The sequence below is a fragment of the Pseudacidovorax sp. 1753 genome, from assembly GCF_040544975.1.
GTDB lineage: Bacteria > Pseudomonadota > Gammaproteobacteria > Burkholderiales > Burkholderiaceae_C > Xenophilus.
The window spans coordinates 207,775-231,907 of record NZ_JBEPKY010000008.1; the positions used below are offsets into that span (position 1 = coordinate 207,775).

General features: G+C 70.5%; 18 protein-coding genes. 7 read left to right on the forward strand and 11 right to left on the reverse strand.

The genetic code is table 11. The features are described from left to right. Positions 1 to 156: 156 nt before the first annotated feature. The 4 genes from ABIC63_RS12115 to ABIC63_RS12130 are packed head-to-tail and all read right to left on the reverse strand — an operon-like array spanning position 157 to position 7,020. Positions 157 to 2,337, reverse strand: a complete 2,181-nt coding sequence (locus ABIC63_RS12115) for a phosphocholine-specific phospholipase C (protein ID WP_354319935.1) — start codon at positions 2,335 to 2,337, stop codon at positions 157 to 159. Between the two features lie 39 nt (positions 2,338 to 2,376). Further along, the gene (locus ABIC63_RS12120) at positions 2,377 to 2,586 is read right to left on the reverse strand and encodes a hypothetical protein (RefSeq protein WP_114803546.1); all 210 of its coding nucleotides are present in this window, start codon (positions 2,584 to 2,586) and stop codon (positions 2,377 to 2,379) included. A 50-nt stretch (positions 2,587 to 2,636) separates the two neighbouring features. Further along, entirely contained in the window at positions 2,637 to 4,883 is a 2,247-nt protein-coding gene (locus tag ABIC63_RS12125; RefSeq protein ID WP_354319936.1) for a phosphocholine-specific phospholipase C, read from the reverse strand. Positions 4,884 to 4,896: 13 nt separating this feature from the next. Next, complete coding sequence (locus ABIC63_RS12130) at positions 4,897 to 7,020, reverse strand: LamG-like jellyroll fold domain-containing protein (RefSeq protein WP_354319937.1); 2,124 nt, start codon at positions 7,018 to 7,020, stop codon at positions 4,897 to 4,899. A 495-nt stretch (positions 7,021 to 7,515) separates the two neighbouring features. Between ABIC63_RS12130 and ABIC63_RS12135 the strand changes: the two genes are divergently transcribed. Further along, positions 7,516 to 8,292 carry a DeoR/GlpR family DNA-binding transcription regulator gene (locus ABIC63_RS12135; RefSeq protein ID WP_354319938.1) on the forward strand — a complete coding sequence of 259 codons (777 nt, stop codon included), beginning with the start codon at positions 7,516 to 7,518 and terminating at the stop codon, positions 8,290 to 8,292. A 64-nt stretch (positions 8,293 to 8,356) separates the two neighbouring features. On the opposite strand, the gene ABIC63_RS12140 is transcribed toward ABIC63_RS12135, so the two are convergent. The 3 genes from ABIC63_RS12140 to ABIC63_RS12150 are packed head-to-tail and all read right to left on the reverse strand — an operon-like array spanning position 8,357 to position 9,629. Continuing rightward, positions 8,357 to 8,791 carry a DUF6691 family protein gene (locus ABIC63_RS12140; RefSeq protein WP_354319939.1) on the reverse strand — a complete coding sequence of 145 codons (435 nt, stop codon included), beginning with the start codon at positions 8,789 to 8,791 and terminating at the stop codon, positions 8,357 to 8,359. Positions 8,792 to 8,798: 7 nt separating this feature from the next. After that, positions 8,799 to 9,233, reverse strand: coding sequence for a YeeE/YedE family protein (locus ABIC63_RS12145; RefSeq protein WP_354319940.1), 435 nt, complete (start codon positions 9,231 to 9,233; stop codon positions 8,799 to 8,801). 33 nt (positions 9,234 to 9,266) lie between these two features. Next, the gene (locus tag ABIC63_RS12150; protein ID WP_354319941.1) at positions 9,267 to 9,629 is read right to left on the reverse strand and encodes an ArsR/SmtB family transcription factor; all 363 of its coding nucleotides are present in this window, start codon (positions 9,627 to 9,629) and stop codon (positions 9,267 to 9,269) included. A gap of 86 nt (positions 9,630 to 9,715) precedes the next feature. Here ABIC63_RS12150 and ABIC63_RS12155 point away from each other — a divergent pair, with 86 nt between their 5' ends. Further along, the gene (locus tag ABIC63_RS12155) at positions 9,716 to 10,609 is read left to right on the forward strand and encodes an MBL fold metallo-hydrolase (RefSeq protein WP_354319942.1); all 894 of its coding nucleotides are present in this window, start codon (positions 9,716 to 9,718) and stop codon (positions 10,607 to 10,609) included. On the opposite strand, the gene ABIC63_RS12160 is transcribed toward ABIC63_RS12155, so the two are convergent. From ABIC63_RS12160 to ABIC63_RS12175, 4 genes are read right to left on the reverse strand one after another with little or no spacing between them, the layout of a single operon-like run. Next, the gene (locus tag ABIC63_RS12160; RefSeq protein ID WP_354319943.1) at positions 10,584 to 13,739 is read right to left on the reverse strand and encodes an efflux RND transporter permease subunit; all 3,156 of its coding nucleotides are present in this window, start codon (positions 13,737 to 13,739) and stop codon (positions 10,584 to 10,586) included. The two genes, ABIC63_RS12155 and ABIC63_RS12160, sit on opposite strands and share 26 nt — an antisense overlap. 16 nt (positions 13,740 to 13,755) lie before the next feature. After that, positions 13,756 to 14,907 carry an efflux RND transporter periplasmic adaptor subunit gene (locus tag ABIC63_RS12165; protein ID WP_354319944.1) on the reverse strand — a complete coding sequence of 384 codons (1,152 nt, stop codon included), beginning with the start codon at positions 14,905 to 14,907 and terminating at the stop codon, positions 13,756 to 13,758. 27 nt (positions 14,908 to 14,934) lie between these two features. Further along, a complete protein-coding gene (locus ABIC63_RS12170) occupies positions 14,935 to 16,542 on the reverse strand; it encodes an efflux transporter outer membrane subunit (protein WP_354319945.1) in 1,608 nt (535 codons plus the stop codon). Further along, complete coding sequence (locus tag ABIC63_RS12175) at positions 16,539 to 17,219, reverse strand: CerR family C-terminal domain-containing protein (protein WP_354319946.1); 681 nt, start codon at positions 17,217 to 17,219, stop codon at positions 16,539 to 16,541. Before ABIC63_RS12175 ends, ABIC63_RS12170 begins: the two co-directional genes overlap by 4 nt. Before the next feature lie 92 nt (positions 17,220 to 17,311). Between ABIC63_RS12175 and ABIC63_RS12180 the strand changes: the two genes are divergently transcribed. The 5 genes from ABIC63_RS12180 (at position 17,312) to ABIC63_RS12200 (ending at position 23,993) form a co-directional block, all read left to right on the forward strand. After that, on the forward strand, positions 17,312 to 18,718 hold the full coding sequence (locus ABIC63_RS12180) for a DUF2130 domain-containing protein (RefSeq protein ID WP_354319947.1): 1,407 nt from the start codon (positions 17,312 to 17,314) through the stop codon (positions 18,716 to 18,718). Between the two features lie 27 nt (positions 18,719 to 18,745). Further along, positions 18,746 to 20,281: a sigma-54 interaction domain-containing protein gene (locus ABIC63_RS12185; RefSeq protein WP_354319948.1), complete on the forward strand. Its 1,536-nt coding sequence runs from the start codon at positions 18,746 to 18,748 to the stop codon at positions 20,279 to 20,281. A 151-nt stretch (positions 20,282 to 20,432) separates the two neighbouring features. Then, complete coding sequence (locus tag ABIC63_RS12190) at positions 20,433 to 21,617, forward strand: substrate-binding domain-containing protein (RefSeq protein WP_354319949.1); 1,185 nt, start codon at positions 20,433 to 20,435, stop codon at positions 21,615 to 21,617. 139 nt (positions 21,618 to 21,756) lie between these two features. After that, entirely contained in the window at positions 21,757 to 23,208 is a 1,452-nt protein-coding gene (locus ABIC63_RS12195; RefSeq protein WP_354319950.1) for an extracellular catalytic domain type 2 short-chain-length polyhydroxyalkanoate depolymerase, read from the forward strand. 20 nt (positions 23,209 to 23,228) lie between these two features. After that, the gene (locus ABIC63_RS12200; RefSeq protein WP_294368565.1) at positions 23,229 to 23,993 is read left to right on the forward strand and encodes an ABC transporter ATP-binding protein; all 765 of its coding nucleotides are present in this window, start codon (positions 23,229 to 23,231) and stop codon (positions 23,991 to 23,993) included. Positions 23,994 to 24,133 lie beyond the last annotated feature (140 nt).

Sequence of the window (24,133 nt, forward strand, 5' to 3'; positions counted from 1 at the left end):
GTGCAGAAGGCGCGTCGGTGGAGAGCGGGCACCCGCCCGGTGCAGCAAGCAGGTCGGCGCGAGCGTGCACCGGGAGCGCGCATGCCGGTGCCCTCTGCCGGGTTACCGTCCCCATCACTTGCGCATGTAGCGCGCTCGCGACCGACGCAGCCGGACTCAGAGATCCTGCAGCCCCATCGCCGGATCGCTCACCGACGGCGCACCGGTCTCCACGCGGCCCGCAAAGCGCCGGTAGAAGCTCGGATCGGCGCTGCTGGTGACCGCGAAGTCGTACCAGCGGCCGCTGCCCGACAGGTCCCAATGCTGCTCGGCGCTGGCACCCGCGGCCACCGTCGCCGTCCACGGCCCGTCGTTGCGATAGGCCTTGGCGCGGATGGTGAAACTGCACGCACCGCTGCCGCCGTTGAGCATCTTCAGGTACACGTTGCCATTGGCCACGTCGTAGCACACGCGCAGCTCCGGGTTGGCCGCGCCGCCCGCGCGCAGCGCGTTCAGGTCGCCGCGGAAGTGGCGGTGATAACCGTTGGGGCCGAGCACCCACAGGTCGTACAGACCCGCGTTGTCGGTGGCGACGGCCCAGCTGTCCTCCAGCTGCTTGCCCGGCTCCACCATGTAGCGGCGCGGCAGCCGGTCCAGGTTGAGCTTGTCGTAGACGTGGAACACCGCCGCCTGCTTGCCCGTGTTGCTGAAGATCAGCCGCACGGTGCCCGCCGATGCATCCACGCGCGCGCTCGTGTGCAGTTCGTAGGGCAGGGCGCGCGAAGGGCGCATGCCCGTCGCCTGGCGCGGCAGCTGCTGCGTGGTGGGCGGCACGATCTGGGCCAGCGCTTGCTGCTGGGCGCGAAGCTGGTCCGCCTCGGCCTGGGTCTTGCGGCCGGCCAGCGTGGGCAGGGCCTCGTTGTTGGGGTTCGCGAAGTTGAAGGCGCTGGTCAGGTCACCGCACACCGCACGCCGGTAGGCGCTGATGTTGGGCTCCATCACGCCGAAGCGCTGCTCCAGGAAGCGCAGCACCGAGGTGTGGTCGAAGACCTGCGAATTGACCCAGCCGCCGCGGCTCCACGGCGAGATCACGTACATGGGCACGCGGATGCCGGGGCCGTAGACCTTGCCGTCGGGCACCGGCTGGCCGGGCGAGGCCACCGGATGGGTGAAGCGCTCGAAGGCAACGTCGGCCTCGGGCAGCGTCGTCTTGCCCGCAAAGGTGCCGTCGCCATTGGGCGAGGGGGCCGAGGGCGAGGGCACATGGTCGAAGTACCCGTCGTTCTCGTCGAAGTTGACGAAGAGCACCGTCTTGCTCCACACCTCGGGCACGGCGGTGAGCGCGTCCAGCACCTCCTGGATGTACCAGGCGCCCTGCACCGGGCTCGAGGGGCCGGGGTGCTCGGAATAGGTGGCCGGTGCCACGATCCACGACACCTGCGGCAGCTTGCCGTTCTTGATGTCCTGCTTGAAGGTCCCCAGCAGGCCGCCGTCGGGCATGGTGTTGGCGATGCCCTTGTAGAGCGGGTTGCCCGCGTTGTCGCTGGCCGGGTCGTAGGCCGGCGAGGCGGCGTCGTTGCTCACCGGCTTGCCCGAGGCCTCGTTGGCCTTGCGGTACTGCACGAAGCCGGCCAGCGGGTTGTCGGTGAAGTTGTCGGGCATGAACTGGTAGACCATCCAGCTCACCTTGGCCGCTTCCAGCCGCTCGGGATAGGTCTTCCAGTTGTAGCCCTGGGTCGAAGGGCCGATGTCGTCCCACACGTTCACCACCGAGGCCACGTTGGCGCCGGTGGGGCCGTTGGTGCCGGTCCACAGGAACATGCGGTTGGAGTTGGTGCCCGTGTGCATCGCGCAGTGGTAGGCGTCGCAGATGGTGAAGGCATTGGCCAGCGCGAACTGGAAGGGCAGCTCCGCCTCCTTGTAGTAGCTCATGGAGGCCGTGTTCTTGTAGCGCGGCCACTGATACATGCGCCCGCCGTCCCACGCGTTCTGGCCGTCGGTCCAGGAGTGGGGCGTGCCGCTCACGCGCTGGGCGTTGCCCTTGCTGCCGTCCAGGTAGTAGGGCAGCACCGGCTTGCCGTTGGCATCGGACTGCTGCCACACGTTCAGGCCCTTGGGCAGCGGGATGGTGAAGCGGTCGCCGAAGCCGCGCACGCCCATCAGCGTGCCGAAGTAGTTGTCGAAGGAGCGGTTCTCCTGCATCAGGATGACCACGTGCTCGACGTCCTTGATGGTGCCGGTGACGTTGTTGGCCGGAATGGCCAACGCCTTGCGGATGCTGGGCGGAAAGGCCGCCAGCGTGGCGGCGGCGATGCCCGAGGTGGCCGAGGCCTGGAGGAATTTGCGACGGGAATTCATGGTGTGGGTGTCGTCGTGGTTCTGCGTGGGGCGGCGGGCTCAGGGGGCGCAGCGCATGTCGGGCGCCTTGCTGCCGTCGCCGGTGGCGGGCGGCGTGGTGCCGCTGTTGCCGGTGCCGGCACCCGGCGTGCTGCCGCCGACGGCGGGCACGAAGCCGCTGCCGCCACCGCTGCCGCCGCAGGCGGACAGGGCGGCGCAGGTGGCCAGCACGACGAGGCCGGTGCGCAGGGAGAGGAGGGTGTGGGACATGGTGGGTTGCTCGTGGTCGGGGATGGAAGGGAAGAGGTGGGGCGGACGGCTCAACGTTCGGCCAGGCCCATGGCCGGGTCGCTCACCGACGGCGCGCCGGTCTCGACGCGGCCGGCGAAGCGGCGATGGAAGCTGGGGTCGGTGCTGCTGCCGACCTCGAAGTCGTACCAGCGGCCGCTGCCGGCCAGGTCCCAGTGCTGCTCGGCGGTGGCGCCGGGTGCCAGGGTGGCGGTCCAGGGGCCGTCGTCGCGGTAGGCCCTGGCGCGGATCGTCAGCGTGCAGGCGGCGGTGCCGTCGTTGCGCATGCGCAGGTAGACGTTGCCGTTGGCCACGTCGTAGCAGACGCGCAGTTCCGGGCTGGCCGTGCCTGCCGCGCGGCTCGCGTTGAGGTCGCCGCGGAAGTGGCGGTGATAACCGTTGGGGCCGAGCACCCACAGGTCGTACAGGCCCGCGTTGTCGGTGGCGGCGGCCCAGCTGTCGTCCAGCTGCTTGCCGGCCTCCACCATGTAGCGGCGCGGCACGCGGCCGAGGTTGAGCCGGTCGTAGACGTGGAACACCGCCGCCTGCTTGCCGGTGTTGCTGAAGATCAGGCGCACGGTGCCGGCGGCGGCATCCACGCGCGCGCTGGTGTGCAGCTCGTAGGGCAGGGCGCGGGAGGGCCGCGTGCCGGCGGCCTGGCGTGGCAGCTGCGGGTTGGCCGGCGGCACGATCTGTGCCAGCGCCTGCTGCTGCGTGCGCAACTGGTCGGCCTGGTCGCGCGACTTGCGGCCCGACAGCGTGGGCAGTGGCTCGCCATTGGGGTTGACGAAGTTGAAGGCGCTGGTGAGGTCGCCGCAGACGGCACGGCGGAAGGGACCGATGTTGGGCTCCGCCACGCCGAAGCGCTGTTCCAGGAAGCGCAGCACCGAGGTGTGGTCGAAGACCTGCGAATTGACCCAGCCGCCACGGCTCCAGGGCGAGATCACGTACATGGGCACGCGCGGGCCGGGGCCGTACACGCGGCCGTCGGGCTTGGGCTGGCCGGTGCTGCCCTCGGGCGCGGCATGGGTGAAGTACTCGGCGGCGAGCGCCGAGTCGGGCAGCGTGGTCTTGCCGGCGTAGCTGCCGTCGCCATTGGGCGAGGGCGCCGACGGCGAGGGCACATGGTCGAAGTAGCCGTCGTTCTCGTCGAAGTTCACCAGCAGCACCGTCTTGCTCCAGACCTCGGGCACGGCGGTGAGCGCGTCCAGGATCTCCTGGATGAACCAGGCACCCTGCACCGGGCTCGACGGGCCGGGGTGCTCGCAGTAGATGGAGGGCGCGTTGATCCACGACACCTGCGGCAGCCGGCCCTCGCGCACGTCGCGGCGGAAGGCGTCGAGGTAGTCCTCGGGCTTGCTGCCCGGCAGCGTGTTGGCGATGCCCTTGTAGAGCGGGTTGCCGGCGTTGTCGGTGGCCGGGTCGTAGGCGCGGTAGGGCGTGGCCTGGCCGCTGTTGGAGTAGGGCTGGTTGGGCGCGCCGCCGCTGCTCACGGGGTAGGGCGAGGCCAGGTTGGCCCGACGGAACTGGCGGAAGGCGCCCAGCATGTTGTCGCCCCATTCGTCGGGCATGTTCTGGTACGAGATCCAGCTGACCTTGGCGTCCTCCAGCCGCTCGGCATAGGTCTTCCAGGTGTAGCCGGTGGTGACGGCCGATGCCCGGCCGTCGAGCCAGTCCCACTCGTTGCGCACGAAGGCCACGTTCTGCGCCGTCGGGCCGTTGGTGCCGGTGAGGTGGAAGGCGCGGTTGGCATCCGTGCCCGTGTGCATCGCGCAGTGGTAGGCGTCGCACAGCGTGAAGGCATTGGCCAGCGCGAACTGGAAGGGCACCTCGGCTTCCTGGTGGTAGCCCATGGCCTTGGTGGTCTTGTAGCGCGGCCATTGCGCCAGGCGGCCGTTGTCCCAGGCCTTCTGGCTGTCGTCCCAGTCGTGGGGCGTGCCGCCGTCGCGCTGGGCGTTGCCCTTGCTGCTGTCCAGGTGGAAGGGCAGGATGACCTTGCCGTTGCCGTCGCTCTGCTGCCAGACGTTCAGGCCGCCCGGCAGCGGCACGGTGAAGCGGTCGCCAAAGCCGCGCACGCCGGGCAGCGTGCCGAAGTAGTGGTCGAAGGAGCGGTTCTCCTGCATCAGGATGACCACGTGCTCGACGTCCTTGATGGTGCCGGTGACGTTGTTGGCCGGGATGGCCAGCGCACGGCGGATGCTGGGCGGAAAGGCGGCCAGGGCGGCGGCGGCACCGGCCGTGGTGGCCGAGGCGCGCAGGAAATTGCGGCGGGTGTTCATGGGGGCGGCTCCTTCAGCGCGGCAGGGTGGACAGCGGCTGCGCCGCCTTGAACATGCTGGCGATCTCGTCGGCCGTGAGGGCCCGGCGCCAGATGGCGACGTCGTCGAAGTCCATGGCGCCGCGCGGCGAGCTGGTCTCGCGCTGGTAGTACAGGCCGGTGCCGTCCTCGTTGAGGCCGATGCCGTTCTTGAGGCCGCCGAGCTGGGCGACGAGGGTGCTGGTGAGCGTGGCGCTGCCGGTCTGCGTGCCCAGGGCCGGGTCGAGCACGTAGCCGGTCATCCTGAGGTTGGCCTTGTCGATGACCACCGCCACATAGGCCCACTGGCCGGCGCTGAGCTTGTAGCCATTGCTGTCGGCACGGCTGCCGCCGGCACCGACGTTGAAGCGGATCTCGCAGCCGCCGAACAGGCCGATGGCCAGGCCCGCGTTGGCGCCCGTGGTGTAGTTCTTGTTGCCGATCACCGTACCGCCGTTGCTCACGCCCTGGCTGCAGCTGGCGTCGGTGCGCAGCCAGAAGCCGAGGGTGTAGGCCGTGACGCTGCTGTCGGTGGCCACGTCGGTGCCCTGCAGCAGGCGGTAGCCCGACATGCCGCTGGCGTTCCTGATGGTGCTGTCCACGCGCAGCGCCTTGCCCTTGTACGGCGCGACGAAGGGGTCGTCGCTCACCAGCGAGCCGGCGGCGGCGTCCGACGCCCAGGGCGCCATCGTCGAGGCGCCGATCGCATCGATGGTGGGCAGCGCATTGAGCGGGTAGTACGCGGCCAGGCCCTGCACCAGCGTGGTCGCGAGCAGCGCGGGCTTGACGTAGGCGATCTGCGCCTGCACGCCAGTGGCCGAGTCGCCGGCCACCACGGTATAGCGGTAGGCATAGAGCCCGTCCGCGGCGGCCTGGATGTTGTCGGTGTAGCGGGTACTGGCGGCGGGCAGGGTGGCGATCAGCGTGCCGTCGCGGTACACCTTCACCGGCACCTGCGTGTTGCCGGCCATCGTCCAGCCGAGCACCAGGCTGGCCTTGTCGGCGCCGGCCACGGCGCGCAGCTGGCGCACGGCGGTGCCGGCCTGCAGCGCGATGCCGTCGTAGCTGCGCTGCTCCAGCGCGGGCAGCATGCCCAGGTGTTGCAGCACGGTGGGCGCGAGGTCGGTGGCCGCCACGGCCTGCAGCAGGGTGGCGATGTCGGCCGGCGGCGCATCGTTGACCGCGGGCAGCGAGGGCAGGGCCTTGTTGCTGGCGACGAAGCTGGTCTTGTCGTCCAGCGACTGGCTGCCGGTGGTGCTGCCGAAGGCATCCAGGCCATGGTCGGCGGTCAGCAGCACGAGCCAGTCTTCCTTCGGGTCGTTGGCCTGGCGGTGGGCGATGGTGTCCAGCAGCTGCTGCACGGCGGCGGCCGTGGCGGTGACGCTGGCGCGGTAGCCGGCGCTGCCCAGGCCGTCGGTGGCGGCGCGGGCGGGCGCGCCGTACTCGGCCACTGTGAGGTCGATGCCGGCCTCGATGAGCTGGCGCGTGCGGGTGGTGACGCAGCCGTCGTCGCCGTTGCAGTCCACGCGCCGGTCGATGGCGGCCGCCACGGCGGGGTCGGCGCTCAGGCTGGCGGCGACCGTGCTGCTGGTGACCACGCCGCTCTGAAGGGCGAAGGGCTGCGTGCGCTGGCGCAGCTGGGCCAGCAGCGTGGGCGTACGCGCGGTGTCGATGCGCTGGTCGGCGCTGTCGAAGGCGACGCCGTGGCGCGCCCAGGTGCCGGTCAGCAGCGTGGCGAAGGCCGGGCCGGTGGTGGTGGGCTGGGCGCTGGGCGTGCCGGCGATGCCGCCTGTCCAGGCCGGGGCGGCGCGCAGGCTGGTCAGCGCACCGGCCGCCTGCGCCTGACGCAGTGCGGCGTACGTCATGCCGTCGACTTGCACCAGCAGCACCTTCGGGCCGCTGCGGCCGGCATTGGTGCCGGGCGTGGCGGGCGGCGTGCTGCTGCCCGTGGTGGTCGGTGGGGTGGCCGTGGTGCTGCTGCCGGCAGCGGCAGCAGTCAGGGCGAGGTTGCTGTTGCCGCTACCCCCGCCGCAGGCGGCGAGCGAGAGGGCGGTGGCCAGGCCCAGGAGGCCCGCCTTCCAGGCGGGCGCGGGTCGGGAGGACAGGTGCATACGTGGCATGCCGGTTCTTTCTTCGAACGGTCGAATGGACGCGCGGCCCTGCAAGGCCGGCGCGTGTGCTTTCCCCCATCTGCCGTGGCCTGCCTCCCGCCCGAGGAGGCAGGAGGAAATTCACAACAAATGACTCAAATGCACAATTTGCCAACAGTCCGTGTCAGTGCCGTGACCTGAGGCCCAGTCGCAGGTGCGATCTCTGCAGCCCGGTCGGGCTGAACTTGTCGAAGCCGGGGCACGGCGCTTCGACAGGCTCGGCCCGAACGGTGGGAGGGAGCTCGGCGCGAACGGAGGAAAGGGGCTCGGCGCGCACGGGGGAAGGACGTTCAGCGCGACCGGTCCAGCGACCACGTCGCAGGCGGTGGCCGTGCCCGCCGGCTCGCACAGGGCCGGTTCAGGTGCACGCCGCTACGATGCCGGCGCGGCCTCCCGCCGTGCCGGCCCCGACGGCGCCTGGCGCCGGGCGGCACCCGCTTCCCCGATCCTTCTGCTGCGACCTTCATGCTTCAACAAGCGCGCATCCACCGAATCCGCACCCTGCTCGGCACCCAGGGCGCCGTGAGCACCGACCGCCTGGTGCAGGAGCTGGGCGTTTCGCGCGAGACGGTGCGGCGCGACCTGCAGACGCTGGAGGCCGAAGGCGCGCTGCGCCGCGTGCATGGCGGTGGCGTGGGCGTGGAGGAAAGTGGTCGCGAGGCGCCGCTGGCCGTGCGCCAGGCCACGCGGGCGCGGGAGAAGAAGGCCATCGCCCGGGCCGCCGCCCGCCTGCTGCGGCCGGGGCAGACGCTGCTGGTCGATGCCGGCACCACCACCGCGCTGCTGGCGCAGGAACTGGCCGGCCTGAGCGGCCTGACCATCGTGACCAATGGGCTGGAAGTGGCGCGGCACCTCACGCGCGACGACAAAAGCCGCCGTGCCAACGAGGTGATCCTGCTGGGCGGCCAGCTGTTGACCGAGGTTCCCGCCACCTGCGGCGCGCAGACGGTGGCGGAGATCCAGCGCTACCGCGCCGATGTGGCGCTGCTCTCACCGGTGGGCATCTGTGCCGAGCAGGGCGCCAGCAGCTTCGAGCGGCCCGAGGCCGAGGTGGCGCGCGCCATGGTGGCCGCCGCGCGCCGCTGCATCGTGCTGGCCGACCACAGCAAGATCGGCCAGCGCAGCCGCATCGCCTATGCGCCCATCGGCAGCGTGCACACGCTGGTCACCGATGCGCGGGCCCGCCAGCGGACCGGGATGGCTGCGCTGATGAACTCGACCTGCGAGGTGGTGTTCGCCTGAACCCGGCAAGAGGTACTGGCGCCAAGGTCCGTCTTCCACGGCGCTTCAGGCAAGACGTCCGAATTCAGACCGGCCGCGGCTGACGGCGCCAGCCGCCTTCCAGCAAAGAAAACAGGGCCATGCCCGCCACCATGGCTGCCACGAAGAGCCAGGCTTCGCGGTAGCCCGCGGCGGCACTGACCAGCGCCGGCCCGGGACAGAAGCCCGCCAGGCCCCAGCCTGCGCCGAAGACCAGGCTGCCCACCACCAGCCGGCGGTCGATGTGCGTGGCCTTGGGCAGTTGCATGGCCGCGCCCAGCAGGCCATGGCTGCGGCGACGCGCCAGCGCGAAGGCCGGCGCGGCCACGGCGATGGCGCCACCCATGACGAAGGCGAGCGACGGGTCCCAGGTGCCGGCCAGGTCCAGGAAGCCCAGCACCTTGGCCGGGTCGGCCATGCCGGAGAACAGCAGGCCGAGGCCGAAGATGAGGCCGGAGAGAAAGGCGGTCAATGCAGGCATGGCGGGTTCATCCGATCAGGTGGTGAAGCAGGAAGACCGTGGCAAAGCCGGCGGCCATGAAGGCGAGCGTGGCGGCCAGCGAGCGCACCGAGCCGCGAGAGAGCCCGCACACGCCATGGCCACTGGTGCAACCGCTCGCGTAGCGGGTGCCGATCCCCACCAGCAGGCCTGCCGCGATCAGCAGGCCCGGGCTGGCTGCGATGTGCGCATCCGGCAGCGCGGCGCCGATCCGCCAGACCATGGGCGCGGCGAGCAGCCCGACGAGGAAGGCCAGCCGCCAGGGGCGTTCGCCCGCGGGGCTGCGGCCCACCAGCGTGCCCAGGATGCCGCTGATGCCGGCGATGCGGCCATTGGCCAGCACCAGCAGGGCGGCGGCGAGGCCGATGAGGGCGCCGCCGGCGAGCGAGCGCCAGGGGGTGAAGTGCAGCCAGTCGAGGGTCATGGGAAGGGTCCTGGATGAAAAAGAAAAGACGCCTCACTGCGGCGCACAGAAGCTGGCATGCAGCGCCTGCATCAGCCGCAGCACCTCGGTGCTGGCCAGCGCGTAATAGATGAACTTGCCCTCGCGCCGTGTCGCCACCAGGCCTTCTTCGCGCAGTACGCCCAGCTGCTGCGACAGGCTGGGCTGCACGATCCCGGTGGCGGCCTGCAGTTCGCCGACGTTGCGCTCGCCTTCGGCCAGCATGCACAGCAGCAGCAGCCTGTCTTCGTTGGCCATGGCCTTGAGCAGGGCACAGGCGCGGCCGGCGGAGGCGCGCAGTTGGGCCAGTGCGGCGGGGCCAGGGGCGGCGTCGTGATGCAGGTCGGTGGAAGCAGAAGGCGTGGTGGCGGTGGGCATGGCCAACAGTTTATTGAAAAACAAACTATCTTTCAATAAACTGTTGGCCAGTCCTTTCCGCATCCCCTGATTTCCAGGAGCCACCGATGACCGACCAGCCTGTCGCCGCCCGGGTCCAACCCTTCTTCGACCCGGCCACCTTCACCATCAGCTACGTGCTCTTCGAGCGCGAGGGCGGGGCCTGTGCCATCGTCGATTCGGTGCTGGACTACGACCCCAAGTCCGGCCGCACCGCCACGCATTCGGCCGACCGCCTGATCGACTTCGTCCGCGCCAACGGCCTCACGGTGCAGTGGCTGCTGGAGACGCATGCGCATGCCGACCACCTCTCGGCCGCGCCGTATCTGAAGAAGGCGCTGGGCGGCACCATCGCCATCGGCTCGGCCATCCGCACGGTGCAGGGCGTGTTCAAGAAGGTGTTCAACCTGGAGCCGGGCTTCGCGCTCGATGGCTCGCAGTTCGGCCACCTGTTCGAGCCCGACGAGCTCTTCCACGTCGGCGCGTTGCGGTTGCGCGCCATGCACGTGCCCGGCCACACGCCGGCCGACATGGCCTATGTGCTGGAGGACGAAGCCGGCACCGCGCAGCTGGCCTTGGTGGGCGACACGCTCTTCATGCCCGACGTGGGAAGCGCGCGCTGCGACTTCCCCGGCGGCGATGCGCACCAGCTCTACCGCTCGGTGGAACGCCTGCTGGCGCTGCCGCCGGCCACGCGCCTCTTCATGTGCCACGACTACCCGCCCGAGGGCCGCGCGCCGGCCTGGGAGACCACGGTGGCCGAGCAGCGCCGCGCCAACATCCACCTGCACGCGGGCGTGGACGAGGCCGGCTTCGTCGCCATGCGGCAGGCGCGCGACGCCACGCTGGCCATGCCGGTGCTGATCCTGCCGGCCATCCAGGTCAACATCCGTGCCGGGGCGCTGCCGCCGGCCGAGGCCAACGGCGTGCGCTACCTCAAGATTCCGGTGGACGTGCTGTAGCCGCCGGGTGGTCGTGGCCTTCGGCGGTGTCGTCCGGCGAGGCCGGCCGGCCTCGCCGGAACAGCCGCTTGAGCCACTGCTCCAGATCGTCCACATAGGTGAAGGTGGCCGGGATCACGAGCAGGCTCAGCACCGTGGACGTGACCAGCCCGCCGATCACCGCCACCGCCATCGGCGAGCGGAAGCTCATGTCCGCCTCGCCCCAGGCCAGGGCGATGGGCATCATGCCGGCGCCCATGGCGAGCGTGGTCATGATGATCGGCCGGGCCCGCTTGTGGCAGGCGTCGAGCAGCGCGTCCCAGCGGCTCATGGGCGCGACGGCCGGCCGGCCGTCGCTGCCGTCGTGCCCGCGCCGGGCCACGATGGCGTACTCCACCAGCAGGATCGAGTTCTTGGTGGCGATGCCCATCAGCATCACCAGTCCGATCAGCGAGGGCATCGAGAAGCTCTTGCCTGCGAGCAGCAGCGCCACGAAGGCACCGCCCAGCGACAGCGGCAGCGCCGCCAGGATGGTGGCCGGCTGCAGAAAATCCTTGAACAGCAGCACCAGCACGATGTAGATGCACAGCACGCCGGTCAGCATGGCCAGGCCGAAACTGCTGAACAGCTCGCCCATCATCTCGGCGTCGCCGACGTCGATGGTGCGCACGCTGGGCGGCAGGCCCTGGATGGCGGGCAGGGCTCGGATGGCCTCGGCCACCTCGCCCAGGCCGCGTTCGCCCAGTTCGATCTCGAAGTTGACGTTGCGCGCGCGGTCGTAGCGGCTGATGACGGCCGGGCCTCCAGCTGCCTCCAGCGTGGCCACCTCGCCCAGCCGCACCGGGCCGCGGGTGCCGGGGACGGTCAGCCGCTCCAGCGTCGACAGGTTTTCGCGCGCACTGTCGGCCAGCCGCACCACGATCGGCACCTGCCGCTGCGCCAGGTTGAGCTTGGGCAGGTACTGCTCGTAGTCGCCCACCGTGGCCACGCGTAGCGTCTCGGCGATGTCGCTGCTGGTCACGCCCAGGTCGGCGGCGCGGGCGAAGTCCGGCCGCACCGCGATCTCGGGCCGTACCAGGCTCGCATTGGAGCCGACGTTGCCCACGCCGAGGATGGTGCGCAGGTCGCGCTCCACGTCGCGCGAGGCCGTGGCCAGCGCCTGCGGGTCCTCGCTGGACAGCGCCAGGATGTACTTGTCGTTGGAGCCGCCCAGGCCCACCTTGACGCGCACGCCCGGCACCTCGGCCATCACCTGGCGCAGCTCGCGCTCGATCACCTGCTTGACCGGACGCTCGCCGCGCGGCGCGAGGCGCAGCGTCATGGTGGCCTTGCGCGGGTCGCTGCCTGCGCCGCCGGACATCGGGTCGGCGCCCGCGGCCCCGCCGCCGATGGCCACATAGATGCTCTCGATGTGGCCCACCTTGCGGATGCGCTCGCTGGCCGCCTCGACCGCGCGGCGCGTGTCGGCCAGCTTGCTGCCGGGCGGCAGCTCGAGCGTGACCTGGGTCTGCACGTTGTTGTCCGGCGGGATGAAGCCAGAAGGCAGCAGCGGGATGAGTGCCAGCGAGCCGACGAAGAACACCAGCGCGCCCAGCAGCGTGAGCCCGCGGTGGCGCAGGCACCAGGCCGAGGCGCGCATATAACTGCGCATCCAGCCCGGCTCCTTGTCGTGGCCCACCAGCGGCTTGAGGATGTAGGCCGCCATCATGGGCGTGAGCAGCCGCGCCACCACCAGCGAGGCGAACACGGCCAGCGCCGCCGTCCAGCCGAACTGTTTGAAGAAGCGGCCCGGAATGCCGCTCATGAAGGCCGTGGGCAGGAACACCGCGATCAGCGTGAAGGTGGTGGCGATCACCGCCAGGCCGATCTCGTCGGCCGCCTCCATGGCCGCCTGGTACGGACTCTTGCCCATGCGCAGGTGGCGCACGATGTTCTCGACCTCCACGATGGCGTCGTCCACCAGGATGCCCACCACCAGCGACAGCGCCAGCAGCGTGATGATGTTGATCGAGAAGCCCAGCAGGTACATGCCGATGAAGGCCGGGATGACCGACAGCGGCAGCGCCACGGCCGAGACGATGGTCGCCCGCCAGTCGCGCAAAAAGAGCCACACCACCACCACCGCCAGCAGGGCGCCTTCGTAGAGCAGCCGCATCGAGCTGTCGTACTCGCCCTTGGCGATGTCCACGAAGTCGAAGGTGCGCTGCAGCGTGAGGTGCGGGTAGTCGGCCTTGAGCTGGTCCAGTGCCTTTTCCACGCCGTCGCCTACCTCCACCTCGCTGGCGCCGCGGCTGCGCGAGATCTCGAAGCCGATCACCGGCTTGCCGTCCAGCAGGGCCAGCGCGCGCGGCTCGGCCACGGTGTCGGTGACGGTGGCGACCTCGTCCACGCGCGCATGGCGTCCGTTGCCCAGCGGGATCTGCATGGCCGCCACCTCGGCGGCGGTCTTGGCGGTGGCCAGGGTGCGCAGCGGCTGCTCGGCGCCGCCCAGCTCGGCCCGGCCGCCGGCGCTTTCCATCTGCACCTGGCGCAGCGTGCGCGAGACCGTGGCTGCGGTGATGCCCAGCGACTGCATGCGCGCCGGATCGAGCGCGACGCGCACCTCGCGCGTGACGCCGCCCACGCGGGTGATGGCGCCCACGCCGGGCACGGCCAGCATGCGGCGCGACAGCGTGTCGTCGACGAACCACGACAACTGCTCGTCGTCCCAGTTGGCGGAGGCGATGGCATAGGCCTGCACCGGCTGCGAGGACAGCTCCAGCTTGGCCACGATGGGGTCGCGCAGATCGGCCGGCAGGTCGGCGCGCACGCGGCTCACGGCCGAGCGCACGTCGTCCACGGCTTCCTGCACGGGCTTCTCCAGCTCGAACTCGGTGGCGATGGTGGCCTGCCCATCGACCAGCGTGGAGGTGATGTGCTTGACGCCCTGGATGGTGGCGATCGAGTTCTCGATCTTGCGCGCCACATCGCTTTCGAGCTGCCCCGGCGCGGCGCCGGGCAGGGCGGCGGTGACGACCACCACCGGCAGGTCCATGTCCGGGAAGTTCTGCACCTTCATGGACTTGAAGGACAGCAGCCCTGCCAGCGTCAGCAGGACGAAGAGCATCGCCGCCGGAATGGGGTTGCGGATCGACCAGGCGGAAAGGTTCATGCGCGTGGCTCCTGCGTCACTGCTTGGGCGCCGGCGCGGCCGCTGCCGGCGCGGGCTGGCCCTGCACCTGCACCACGTCGCCGTCGTTGAGGAAGGCCGCGCCGCGCTCGACCAGCTTCATGTCGGGCTTGACACCCTCGGCGATGGCGATGCGGTCGCCCGCGCGCTGGCCGGTCGTCACGCGGCGCATGGCCACCTTGCCGTCGGCGCCCACCTCGAACACGCTGGCGAAGCCGTCGCGCACCACCACGGCCGACTGCGGCACGGTGAGCTGCTCGATGCGGCCGAGCATGAATTCGCCGCGCGCATACATGCCGGCGCGCACATCGCCGTTGGCCGGCAGGTCGACATAGACCAGCGCATTGCGCGTCTGCGGGTCGACGGTGGGCGCGAGGGCGCGCACCGTGCCCTCGACCGTGACGCCGCTGGCCGCCGTCACGCGCGCCTTCTGGCCCACGCGCACCTTGGGCAGTTCGTTGGAGGCGACCTCGGCCCGCCATTCGAGCCGGCCGCGCCGCACCAGGCGGAACAGCTCGGCGCCCGAGCCCAGGACGGCGCCCACGGTGGCCGTGCGCGAGGAGATGACGCCGTCGTCCGGTGCCAGCACCTGCGTGTTGCGCTGGCGCACCTGCTGCGCCTGCAGCGCGGCGCGGGCGGCCTCGACGCGGGCCTTGGCGGTCTGGCCGGTGGTGAGGTACTGGTTGATCTGGGCCTGGCTCAGCGCGCCGGTGGCCGACAGCGTCCGTGCGCGCTCGGCATTGGCGGCGGCATCGGCCGCGGCGGCCTCGGCCTCGGCCAGGCTGGCGCGGGCCTGGGCGACCTCGGCCTGCACCGTGTCGCCCGAGAAGGTGGCCAGCACCTGGCCCTTCTTCACCACATCGCCCACGTTCACCCGCACGTCGGCCAGGCGCAGGCCGGCCGATTCGGAGCCGATGATGGCCTCCTGCCAGGCGGCGATGTTGCCGTTGGCCGGCAGGCCGGCCACCAGGTCGGCGGGCTGCGGCTGTACCACCGTGACGGTGAGGGCAGGGCGGGCGATGGCGGCGGGCTTGTCGGCCTTCTTGGCCTCGCCCTCCGCGGGCTTGCCGCGCAGCAGGAAGAAGGCGGCCACGGCCAGGAGGGCCACGACCAGGATCGCGATGAGGAGCGGGCGTCGGGAGCGTTGCATGGTGATCTTTCCGGGCGCGAGGCGGGTTCAGGGACGTGGCGTCGCGGTGGCGCCGGTCGTGGTCGGGAGGGCCGTCGAAGCGGCCTGGGCGTCTGGGGCGGCGACGGCGGCGTTCGACCTGCCGGCAGCGGTGGCCGAAGCGGTGGCTGCGGTGTCTGCATCGGGCCGTTGCCAGCCGCCACCCACCGCGCGGTAGAGCGCGACCCAGGCTTCGTTGCTTTCGCGCTGCAGCGAGACGCGCGCGGTCTGCGCAGCGAACAGCGTGCGGCGGGCATCCTCCAGCTCGAACAGGCTGGCCAGGCCGGTCTGGTAGCGCGACTGCGCGGCGTCGAGGTTGGCCTGGTAGCCGCGCACGGCGGTGTCGGCATCGGCGGCGCGCTGGCGGGTGCTGTCGAGATTGGTCAACGCCTCTTCCACCTCGCGCACGGCCTGGCGCACGCTGGCGCGGTACTGCACCACGGCCTCGTCGTAGCGGGCGCGGGCCGACTCGGCATTGGCGGCCGACACGCCGCCGTCGAACAGCGGTACCGACAGCGCCACCGGGCCCACGCTCCAGGTGTCGACCGAGGCGCGGAAGCCCTGGCTGCGCAGCTGCAGCCGGCCCACGCTGCCGCTGAGCGTCAGGCGCGGATAGCGCTGGGCCTGGGCGGCGCCGGCATCGGCGCTGGCCGCCGCCACGGCGCGCTCGGCGGCGAACAGGTCGGGGCGCTGCAACAGGGTCTGGGCCGGCACGGCGTCCACGGCGGGCGGCGTGGGCAGGGCGGTGATGGCGGACTGGGCATCGAGTCGCCGGTCGATGTCCTCCGCCGGCAGGCCGGTCAGTGCGACCAGCCCGTGGCGCAGCACGCGGCACTGGGCGCGCTGCTGCGTGAGCCGGGCGGAGGCATCGGCCGCGCTGGCGCGGGCCAGGGCCGCATCGGCCGGCGCGGTGAAGCCGGCGTCGGCCGAGAGGCCCGTGAGGCGGGCTGTCTCGGTCCGCGAGCGGGTGTCGGCCTCGGCCACGGCGAGCTGGCGGGCGCAGGCGCGTTCGGCGAAGTAGGCATTGGCCGTCTCGGCCGCCACGGCGATGCGGGCGTCGTGCCAGCGGGCTTCGCCGGCATCCAGGCGGGCGATGGCCGCGTCGCGGCTGGCGCGCAGGCCGCCGAAAAGGTCGATCTCCCAGCTGGGTTGCAACGTGGCCTGCAGCACGGTCGCCGGCGGCACGCTGGTGCTGCCGGTCCCGGTGGTTGTGGTGCTGCCCGTGCTGGTGCCGCCAAGCGGCGAGGCACTGCGCGTGGCCGACAGGTTGCCGTCCAGCCGGGGCGCCAGGGCCGCGCCGGCCTGGGTGCGGGCGCCGCGGGCCTCGGTGACGCGTGCGGCGGCGCTGGCGACGTTGGGGCTGGCCGCCTGGGCGGCCTCGATCAGGTTGGCCAGCAGCGGATCGCCGGCCTGGCGCCACCAGTGGGCGAGGTCTGCCGTCGAGCCGTGGTGGGGCAGGGCGTCGGCCGGCACCGGGCTGCGCCACTGGGCGGGCGCAGGCGCCTGCACGGCGGCCGGCGGGCGGGTCACGCCGCAGGCGGCCAGGGCCAGCGCGAGCGGCAGCGCGGCCAGCAGGCGGCCGGGCACTGGACGACGCGGTGCGGTTGTCGGTGTCATGCGGAAGGTTCCTCGGAAGCGTCGGCCGCGCGGCGGCTGCGTTCGTCCGCCACCATGGCCAGGGCCAGGGCGGTCAGTCGTTCGGCCCACTGGTCCACGGCGCGGGTGGTGCGCAGCAGGCCGGGGCGGATCGCGTCGATGAAGTCGCGCGTCACGTAGGGTTGCATGGCCAGCCCGGTGATGGTGAAGGCCAGCCGGTGGATGTCGTCGTCCACCCGGGCATCCAGGTGGCGGGCCAGCAGCCGCACCATGGCCTGGTGGGGGGCCTTGATGTCGCGCTCGACCTCGGTGGCCCACTGGCTGCTGGGCTCCAGCATCTCGCGCAGGTGAAGCCGCATGCACTGGCGCACCGGCTCGCCCAGTTTGAGTGGCGCCAGGTAAGCGCCCATGAACACGGCCAGCGCCTCGCCGAGCGACAGGCCGGGCGCGGACCACAGGGCCGTGGTCTCCTCGGCCGTGCCGCCCAGGGGCTCGGTGAAGCAGGCGGCATACAGCCCGGCCTTATCGCCGAAGTAGTAGCTGATGGCGCCGATGTTCATGTCGGCGGCCGCGGCGATGGCGCGCGTGGAGGTCTTGGCGAAGCCCTGGTCGGCGAACAGGGCGAGCGCGGCCAGCAGCAGGCGCTGGCGGGCCTCGGCCCCGTCGCCCCGGGCCGGCTTGGGCGTGGCGGTGGTCATGCGGGTGCGGATTAGAGCATGAGAATCAAACGAATGATTAAAGTCGTCGCCGCGGTCGCGCCTTTGTCCGACGCCACGCTAGGATCGCCCGCATGCAAGACATCAAGTGTCCCCACTGCGGCAAGGCCTTCAAGATCGACGAGTCCGGCTATGCGGACATCCTCAAGCAGGTGCGCGACAGCGACTTCGACCGCCAGCTGCACGAGCGGTTGGAACTGGCCGAGCAGGACAAGCGCAGTGCGGTCGAGCTGGCGCGGGCCCAGCTCGCCAGCGAGCTGGAGAAGAAGGCATCGGCCCGGGAGGCCGAGATCCTCGCGCTCAAGGCGAAGCTCGACGCCGGCGAGGTGGCGCGGCGGCTGGCGGTGAACGAGGCGCTGGGCAGCATCGAGCGCGAGCGCGACCAGCTGGCGCACGAACTGGCCCAGGCCCGGCAGGAGCGCGAGTCCGCGGCCCGCCTGGCCGAGGCGCGGCTCGCGAGCGAAGTACAGAAGGCGGCGGCGGCCAAGGACGCCGAGATCCAGGCGCTCAAGTCCCGCCTCGACGCCGGCGACATGGCCCAGCAACTGGCCGTCACGCAGGCCGTCGGCGCGGTCGAGAAGGAGCGCGACGCCCTGCGCAACAACCTGGAGCGTGTCGCGCTGGAGAAGCAGGTGGCCGAGCAGATGCTCAAGGACAAGTACGAGACCCAGATCCGCGACCGCGACGACGCCATCGAGCGCCTGCGCGACATGAAGGCGCGGCTGTCCACCAAGATGGTGGGCGAGACGCTGGAGCAGCACTGCGAGACCGAGTTCAACCGCATCCGCGCGACGGCCTTTCCGCGCGCCTACTTCGAGAAGGACAACGACGCCCGCACCGGCAGCAAGGGCGACTACATCTTCCGCGACCTCGACGAGGACGGCATCGAAATCGTCTCGATCATGTTCGAGATGAAGAACGAGAGCGACGCCACCGCCACGCGCAAGAAGAACGAAGACTTCTTCCGCGAGCTGGACAAGGACCGAACCGAGAAGGGCTGCGAATACGCGGTGCTGGTGTCGCTGCTGGAGCCCGAGAGCGAGCTCTACAACACCGGCATCGTCGACGTGTTCCACCGCTATCCCAAGATGTACGTGGTGCGGCCGCAGTTCTTCATTCCCATGGTGACGCTGCTGCGCAATGCGGCCACCAAGGCGCTGGCCTACAAGTCGGAACTGGCGCTGGTCAAGGCGCAGAACCTGGACATCACCCGCTTCGAGACCCAGCTGGACGACTTCAAGACCGCCTTCGGTCGCAACTGGCGCCTGGCCTCCGATGGCTTTGAGGAGGCCGTCAAGCGCATCGACGAGGCGATCAAGGACCTGGAGAAGACCAAGGACGCGCTCTACAAGTCGGCCAACAACCTGCGCCTGGCCAACGACAAGGCCGAGGACCTGACGATCAAGAAGCTCACGCGCGGCAACCCGACCATGGCGGCCAAGTTCGCCGAGCTGAAGGACGCGGGCGGTACCGAAGACTGAACGCCCGCGCCGCTACGATCGCGCGCCATGTCTGCCGCTCCCTCCGACCCCACGCTGCCGCAGGATGCCCAGGGCATCCTCGCGCTGGCGGCGCGCTCGATGTTCCAGCTGTTCTCCAGCATCAGCCAGGGCATGTTCCTGATCGACCGCAGTGGCCGCATCGTGTGGGTCAACGAGGGCTACCGCCGCTTCCTGCCGGCGCTGGGTTTCGACGGCGTGGACCAGTTCGTGGGCCACATGGTGGAGGAGGTGATCCCCAACACCCAGATGCGCCGGGTGCTGGAGACTGGCGAGCCGGTGCTGGTGGACCTGCTGACCAACAAGGCCGGCACCTTCGTCGTCAGCCGCCTGCCATTGCGCGAGGAGCACGACGACGGCACCGGCCCGGTGATCGGCGCCATCGGCATCGTGCTCTTCGACCATCCGCAGACCACGCTGCAGCCGCTGGTGGCCAAGTTCGCCCTGCTGCAGCGCGACCTGGACGAGGCCCGGCGCGAGCTGGCCAGCCAGGCGAGCCGCGCGGCGCGCAACGGCCTCGAAGGTGGGCTGCCGCGCCAGGCCAAGTACAGCTTCGCCAGCTTCATCGGCAGCAGCCCGGCGGCCGTGGAGGTCAAGCGCCATGCCCGGCGGGCTGCGCAATCCAGCAGCCCGGTGCTGCTGCTGGGCGAGACGGGCACCGGCAAGGAACTGCTGGCCCATGCCATCCACGGCGCCTCGGCCCGGGCGTCCGGGCCCTTTGTCAGCGTCAACATCGCGGCCGTGCCCGACACGCTGCTGGAGGCCGAGTTCTTCGGCTTCGCGCCCGGCGCCTTCACCGGCGCGGATCGGCGCGGGCGCGAGGGCAAGTTCAAGTTCGCCGACGGCGGCACGCTGTTCCTGGACGAGATCGGCGACATGCCGCTCACGCTGCAGGCCAAGCTGCTGCGCGCGCTGCAGGAAGGCGAGATCGAGCCGCTGGGCTCCAACAAGCTGGTGGCCTTCGATGCGCGGGTGATCGCCGCCACCTCGCGCGACCTGCCCGCGCTGGTGGCGCAGGGCCGCTTTCGCGAGGACCTGTACTACCGCCTCAACGTCCTGCCCATCCGCGTGCCGCCGCTGCGTGCGCGTCGCAGCGACATCCCGGCGCTGGTGGAGGCGCTGGGCGACGAGGTGGCCCAGCGCACCGGCGATGCGCCGCCCGAGCTGCTGCCCGATGCCCTGGCCCTGCTGGCGGGCCAGCACTGGCGCGGCAACATCCGTGAGCTGCGCAACGTGCTGGAGCAGGTGGCGATGCGCAGCGACGCGCAGCGGGTGGATGCGGCGCAGCTCACGCGCATCCTGCGCGAGGCTGGCGTGGGGGAGGTGGCGCCGGCCGCCGCGCCCGAGCCTTCGCCGGCGGAGGCTGCGGCCGAAGCGCCTGGCAGCGGGCTGCTGCGCCCGCTGGCCGAGCAGGTGGCTCAGCTGGAGCGTCGCGCCATCGACGCGGCCATGGCCCACACGGCGGGCAACAAGCTCAAGGCGGCGCGGCTGCTGGGAATCTCGCGGGCGACGCTCTACGGCCGCCTGGAAAACCCTGAGCAGTGACCGAACAAATGTCTAAAAACTAGACATATAAGGTTGTATGGAAATCAGGCAATTCGGGGTGGCTAAGACGGCAAATCGTTGATCCAAAAGGACTTGTGTCGCTGGCACGGCGTGTGCAATATCCAGTCATCCGTCACAAGGAGACAACCGCATGCAACGTCGCCACCTCATCGCCTGCGCCGCCCTGGCCGGCGCCATCGCCGCGCCCGCCTGGGCCCAGTCCAACGAAATCCGCATCGCCCACGTCTACAGCAAGACCGGCCCGCTGGAGGCCTACGGCAAGCAGACCCAGACCGGCCTGATGATGGGCCTGGACTACGCCACCGGCGGCACCATGATGGTCAACGGCAAGAAGATCGTCGTCATCGAGAAGGACGACCAGGGCAAGCCCGACCTGGGCAAATCCCTGCTGGCTGCCGCCTATTCCGACGACAAGGCCGCACTGGCCGTCGGTCCCACGTCGTCGGGCGTGGCGCTGGCCATGCTGCCGGTGGCCGAGGAGTACAAGAAGCTGCTGATCGTCGAGCCTGCCGTGGCCGACTCGATCACCGGCGACAAGTGGAACAAGTACATCTTCCGCACCGGCCGCAATTCGAGCCAGGACGCCATCTCCAACGCCGTGGCGCTGGACAAGCCCGGCACCACCATCGCCACGCTGGCCCAGGACTATGCCTTCGGCCGCGACGGTGTGAAGGCCTTCAAGGACGCCATCAAGAAGGCCAAGATCGTCCATGAGGAATACCTGCCGCAGAACACCACCGACTTCACCGCCGGTGCGCAGCGCCTGATCGACAAGCTCAAGGACCAGCCCGGCCGCAAGGTGATCTGGATCGTCTGGGCCGGCGCCGGCAACCCCTTCAAGATCGCCGACCTGGACCTGAAGCGCTACGGCATCGAGATCGCCACCGGCGGCAACATCCTGCCGGCGATGGCCAGTTACAAGAACTTCCCCGGCATGGAAGGCGCCACCTACTACTACTTCGGCATTCCGAAGAACCCGGTGAACGAGGCGCTGGTGTCCATGCACTACAAGGAATTCAAGAGCCCGCCGGACTTCTTCACCGCCGGTGGCTTTTCGGCCGCCATGGCCGTCGTCACCGCGCTCAAGAAGACCGGCGGCGACACCGGCACCAACAAGCTCATCAGCACCATGGAAGGCATGAGCTTCGATACGCCCAAGGGCACCATGACCTTCCGCAAGGAAGACCACCAGGCGCTGCAGAGCATGTACCACTTCAAGATCAAGGTGGACCCGGCCTTCGCCTGGGGTGTGCCGGAGCTGGTGCATGAGATCAAGCCGTCGGAGATGGACATCCCGATCCGCAACAAGAGATAAGGGACTGCCATCCCCCATGCCGCTTCGCGGCTCCCCCTTCTGATCCTCGAAGGCGGCACACCCGACGGCCCGGCAGAGCCGGTTCCGTGGGTGTCCCCGCCTGGCTTCATCACCGCTCACCTGTTTCAGGAGACGCACCATGCAGAAGTTCACCGTGCCTATCAGGCGCGCCGCCGGTGTGCTCGTGTCGGCCTGGCTGCTGGCCGGCGCGGCGGGGGCGGTGCCTCTGCCGGAGCTGAACATCGACCCGGCGCAGGTCAGCGTGTCGGGCGTGTCGTCGGGCGGCTACATGGCCGTGCAACTGCATGTGGCCTATTCGGCCACGTTCAAGAAGGGGGCCGGCGTGGTGGCGGGCGGGCCGTACTACTGTGCGGAAGGGTCGGTGGTCTACGCCACCGGCCGCTGCATGGCGCACGACACCAGCATCCCGGTGAGCAGCCTGGTGGCCACCACCAACAACTGGGCCGCTAGCGGCGTCATCGACCCGGTGTCCAACCTCGCGGCCAGTCGGCTCTACCTGTTCTCGGGCACGCTCGACAGCGTGGTCAAGACGGCCGTGATGGACGACCTGCGCAGCTACTACGGCGCCTTCGTGCCCGCGGCCAACATCGCCTACAAGAAGGACCTGGCGGCCGAGCATTCCTTCGTCACCGACGACTATGGCAGCGCCTGCTCGGTCAAGGGCGACCCCTACATCGACGACTGCAACTTCGACCTGGCCGGCGCGCTGCTGCAGCAGATCTACGGCACGCTCAACCCACGCAACGTGGGCACGCTGGGTGGCAGCTTCGTCGAGTTCGACCAGCGCGGCTTCGTCGGCGGCCACGCGATGGCGCAGACCGGCTGGGCCTATGTGCCGGCGGCCTGCGCCAGCGGTAGCGCCACCTGCCGGCTGCACGTGGCGCTGCATGGCTGCAAGCAGAACACGTCGCAGATCGGCCAGCAGTACGTGCGCAACACCGGCTACAACCGCTGGGCCGACACCAACAACATCGTGGTGCTCTATCCGCAGACCGGCGTGACGGCCACCAACGGTTGCTGGGACTGGTGGGGCTATGACAGCTCCGACTATGCGAAGAAGGCCGGCCCGCAGATGGCCGCCATCCAGGCCATGGTCACGCACCTGTCGGGCGGCACGGCGGCGGCCGCGCTCGCGGCGCCCAGCGGGCTGACGGCCTCGGCGGCCACTGCCGGCAGCATGAAGCTCAGCTGGTCCGCCGTGCCCGGCGCCTCTGGTTATGTGGTCTATCGCAATGGTGGCCGGCGCAACCCGACGCCCATCACCGGCACGAGCTATACCGACACCGGCCTCGTCGCGGGCAGCAGCTACGACTGGACGGTGCGCGCTGTGAACGCGGCCGGCGCCCGCGGCGGCGCGTCTGCCGCCGCCACGGCCAGCACCACCGGGATGACGCCCGTGTGCACCACCACCGACAACTACAGCCACACCATGGCCGCGCGGGCCTATGCGCTCTACGGCTTCACCTATGCCTATGGCTCCAACCAGGGCATGGGTCTGTGGAACATCTACATCGAGACGACCCTGAAGAAGACCGCCGCCGGCTACTACGAGGTCGGTACCTGCTACTGAACGCGCCAGGACTTCCGCAATTGCTTGAAACCCAGAACCTCACCATCCGCTTCGGCGGGCATGTGGCGGTGAATGCCGTCAGCTGCCGCTTCGCGCCGGGCACGCTGACGGCCATCGTCGGCCCCAACGGGGCGGGCAAGACCACCTACTTCAACCTGGTCTCGGGCCAGCTCAAGGCCACCGAGGGCAAGGTGCTGCTGAACGGCCGCGACCTGTCGGGGCTGCCGGCCTCGGCGCGCACGCGCGCCGGCCTCGGCCGCGCCTTCCAGCTGACCAACCTGTTCCCCAACCTCACGGTGCTGGAGAACGTGCGCCTGGCCGTGCAGGCCGCGCACGAAGGCGGGCATCGCCGCGGCCTCAACCTCTGGAGCATCTGGAGCGACCACCGTGCGCTCACCGAACGCGCCGATGCGCTGCTGGCCGAGACCAACCTCAAGGCCCGCGAGCACGACGTGGTCGCCAGCCTGCCGCACGGCGACCAGCGCAAGCTGGAGGTGGCGCTGCTGATGGCGCTGGAGCCGCAGGTCTTCATGTTCGACGAGCCCACGGCCGGCATGAACGCGGCCGAGGCGCCGGTCATCCTCGACCTGATCCGCCGGCTCAAGCAGGACAAGACCAAGACCATCCTGCTGGTCGAGCACAAGATGGACGTGGTGCGCGAGCTGGCCGACCGCATCATCGTGCTGCACAACGGCACGCTGGTGGCCGATGGCGAACCGGCCGAGGTGATCGCCTCGCCCGTGGTGCAGGAAGCCTACCTGGGCGTGGCGAAGGAGGCGGCATGAGGCGCTCCCAGATTGGCTCCCTCCCCCTCTGGGGGAGGGCGGGGGTGGGGGCCAGCACGGCCACGAACGCCCACCTCGTCGCGAACGCCGCACGCCTTGCAAACGCTGCAGCCCCCATCCCCCCCTTCCCCCAGCGGGGG

Bases quoted from the DNA above. Each gene is read 5' to 3' on its own strand.
- ABIC63_RS12115 (WP_354319935.1), bottom strand. From the start codon at position 2,337: ATGAATTCCCGTCGCAAATTCCTCCAGGCCTCGGCCACCTCGGGCATC.
- ABIC63_RS12120 (WP_114803546.1), bottom strand. From the start codon at position 2,586: ATGTCCCACACCCTCCTCTCCCTGCGCACCGGCCTCGTCGTGCTGGCC.
- ABIC63_RS12125 (WP_354319936.1), bottom strand. From the start codon at position 4,883: ATGAACACCCGCCGCAATTTCCTGCGCGCCTCGGCCACCACGGCCGGT.
- ABIC63_RS12130 (WP_354319937.1), bottom strand. From the start codon at position 7,020: ATGCCACGTATGCACCTGTCCTCCCGACCCGCGCCCGCCTGGAAGGCG.
- ABIC63_RS12135 (WP_354319938.1), top strand. From the start codon at position 7,516: ATGCTTCAACAAGCGCGCATCCACCGAATCCGCACCCTGCTCGGCACC.
- ABIC63_RS12140 (WP_354319939.1), bottom strand. From the start codon at position 8,791: ATGCCTGCATTGACCGCCTTTCTCTCCGGCCTCATCTTCGGCCTCGGC.
- ABIC63_RS12145 (WP_354319940.1), bottom strand. From the start codon at position 9,233: ATGACCCTCGACTGGCTGCACTTCACCCCCTGGCGCTCGCTCGCCGGC.
- ABIC63_RS12150 (WP_354319941.1), bottom strand. From the start codon at position 9,629: ATGCCCACCGCCACCACGCCTTCTGCTTCCACCGACCTGCATCACGAC.
- ABIC63_RS12155 (WP_354319942.1), top strand. From the start codon at position 9,716: ATGACCGACCAGCCTGTCGCCGCCCGGGTCCAACCCTTCTTCGACCCG.
- ABIC63_RS12160 (WP_354319943.1), bottom strand. From the start codon at position 13,739: ATGAACCTTTCCGCCTGGTCGATCCGCAACCCCATTCCGGCGGCGATG.
- ABIC63_RS12165 (WP_354319944.1), bottom strand. From the start codon at position 14,907: ATGCAACGCTCCCGACGCCCGCTCCTCATCGCGATCCTGGTCGTGGCC.
- ABIC63_RS12170 (WP_354319945.1), bottom strand. From the start codon at position 16,542: ATGACACCGACAACCGCACCGCGTCGTCCAGTGCCCGGCCGCCTGCTG.
- ABIC63_RS12175 (WP_354319946.1), bottom strand. From the start codon at position 17,219: ATGACCACCGCCACGCCCAAGCCGGCCCGGGGCGACGGGGCCGAGGCC.
- ABIC63_RS12180 (WP_354319947.1), top strand. From the start codon at position 17,312: ATGCAAGACATCAAGTGTCCCCACTGCGGCAAGGCCTTCAAGATCGAC.
- ABIC63_RS12185 (WP_354319948.1), top strand. From the start codon at position 18,746: ATGTCTGCCGCTCCCTCCGACCCCACGCTGCCGCAGGATGCCCAGGGC.
- ABIC63_RS12190 (WP_354319949.1), top strand. From the start codon at position 20,433: ATGCAACGTCGCCACCTCATCGCCTGCGCCGCCCTGGCCGGCGCCATC.
- ABIC63_RS12195 (WP_354319950.1), top strand. From the start codon at position 21,757: ATGCAGAAGTTCACCGTGCCTATCAGGCGCGCCGCCGGTGTGCTCGTG.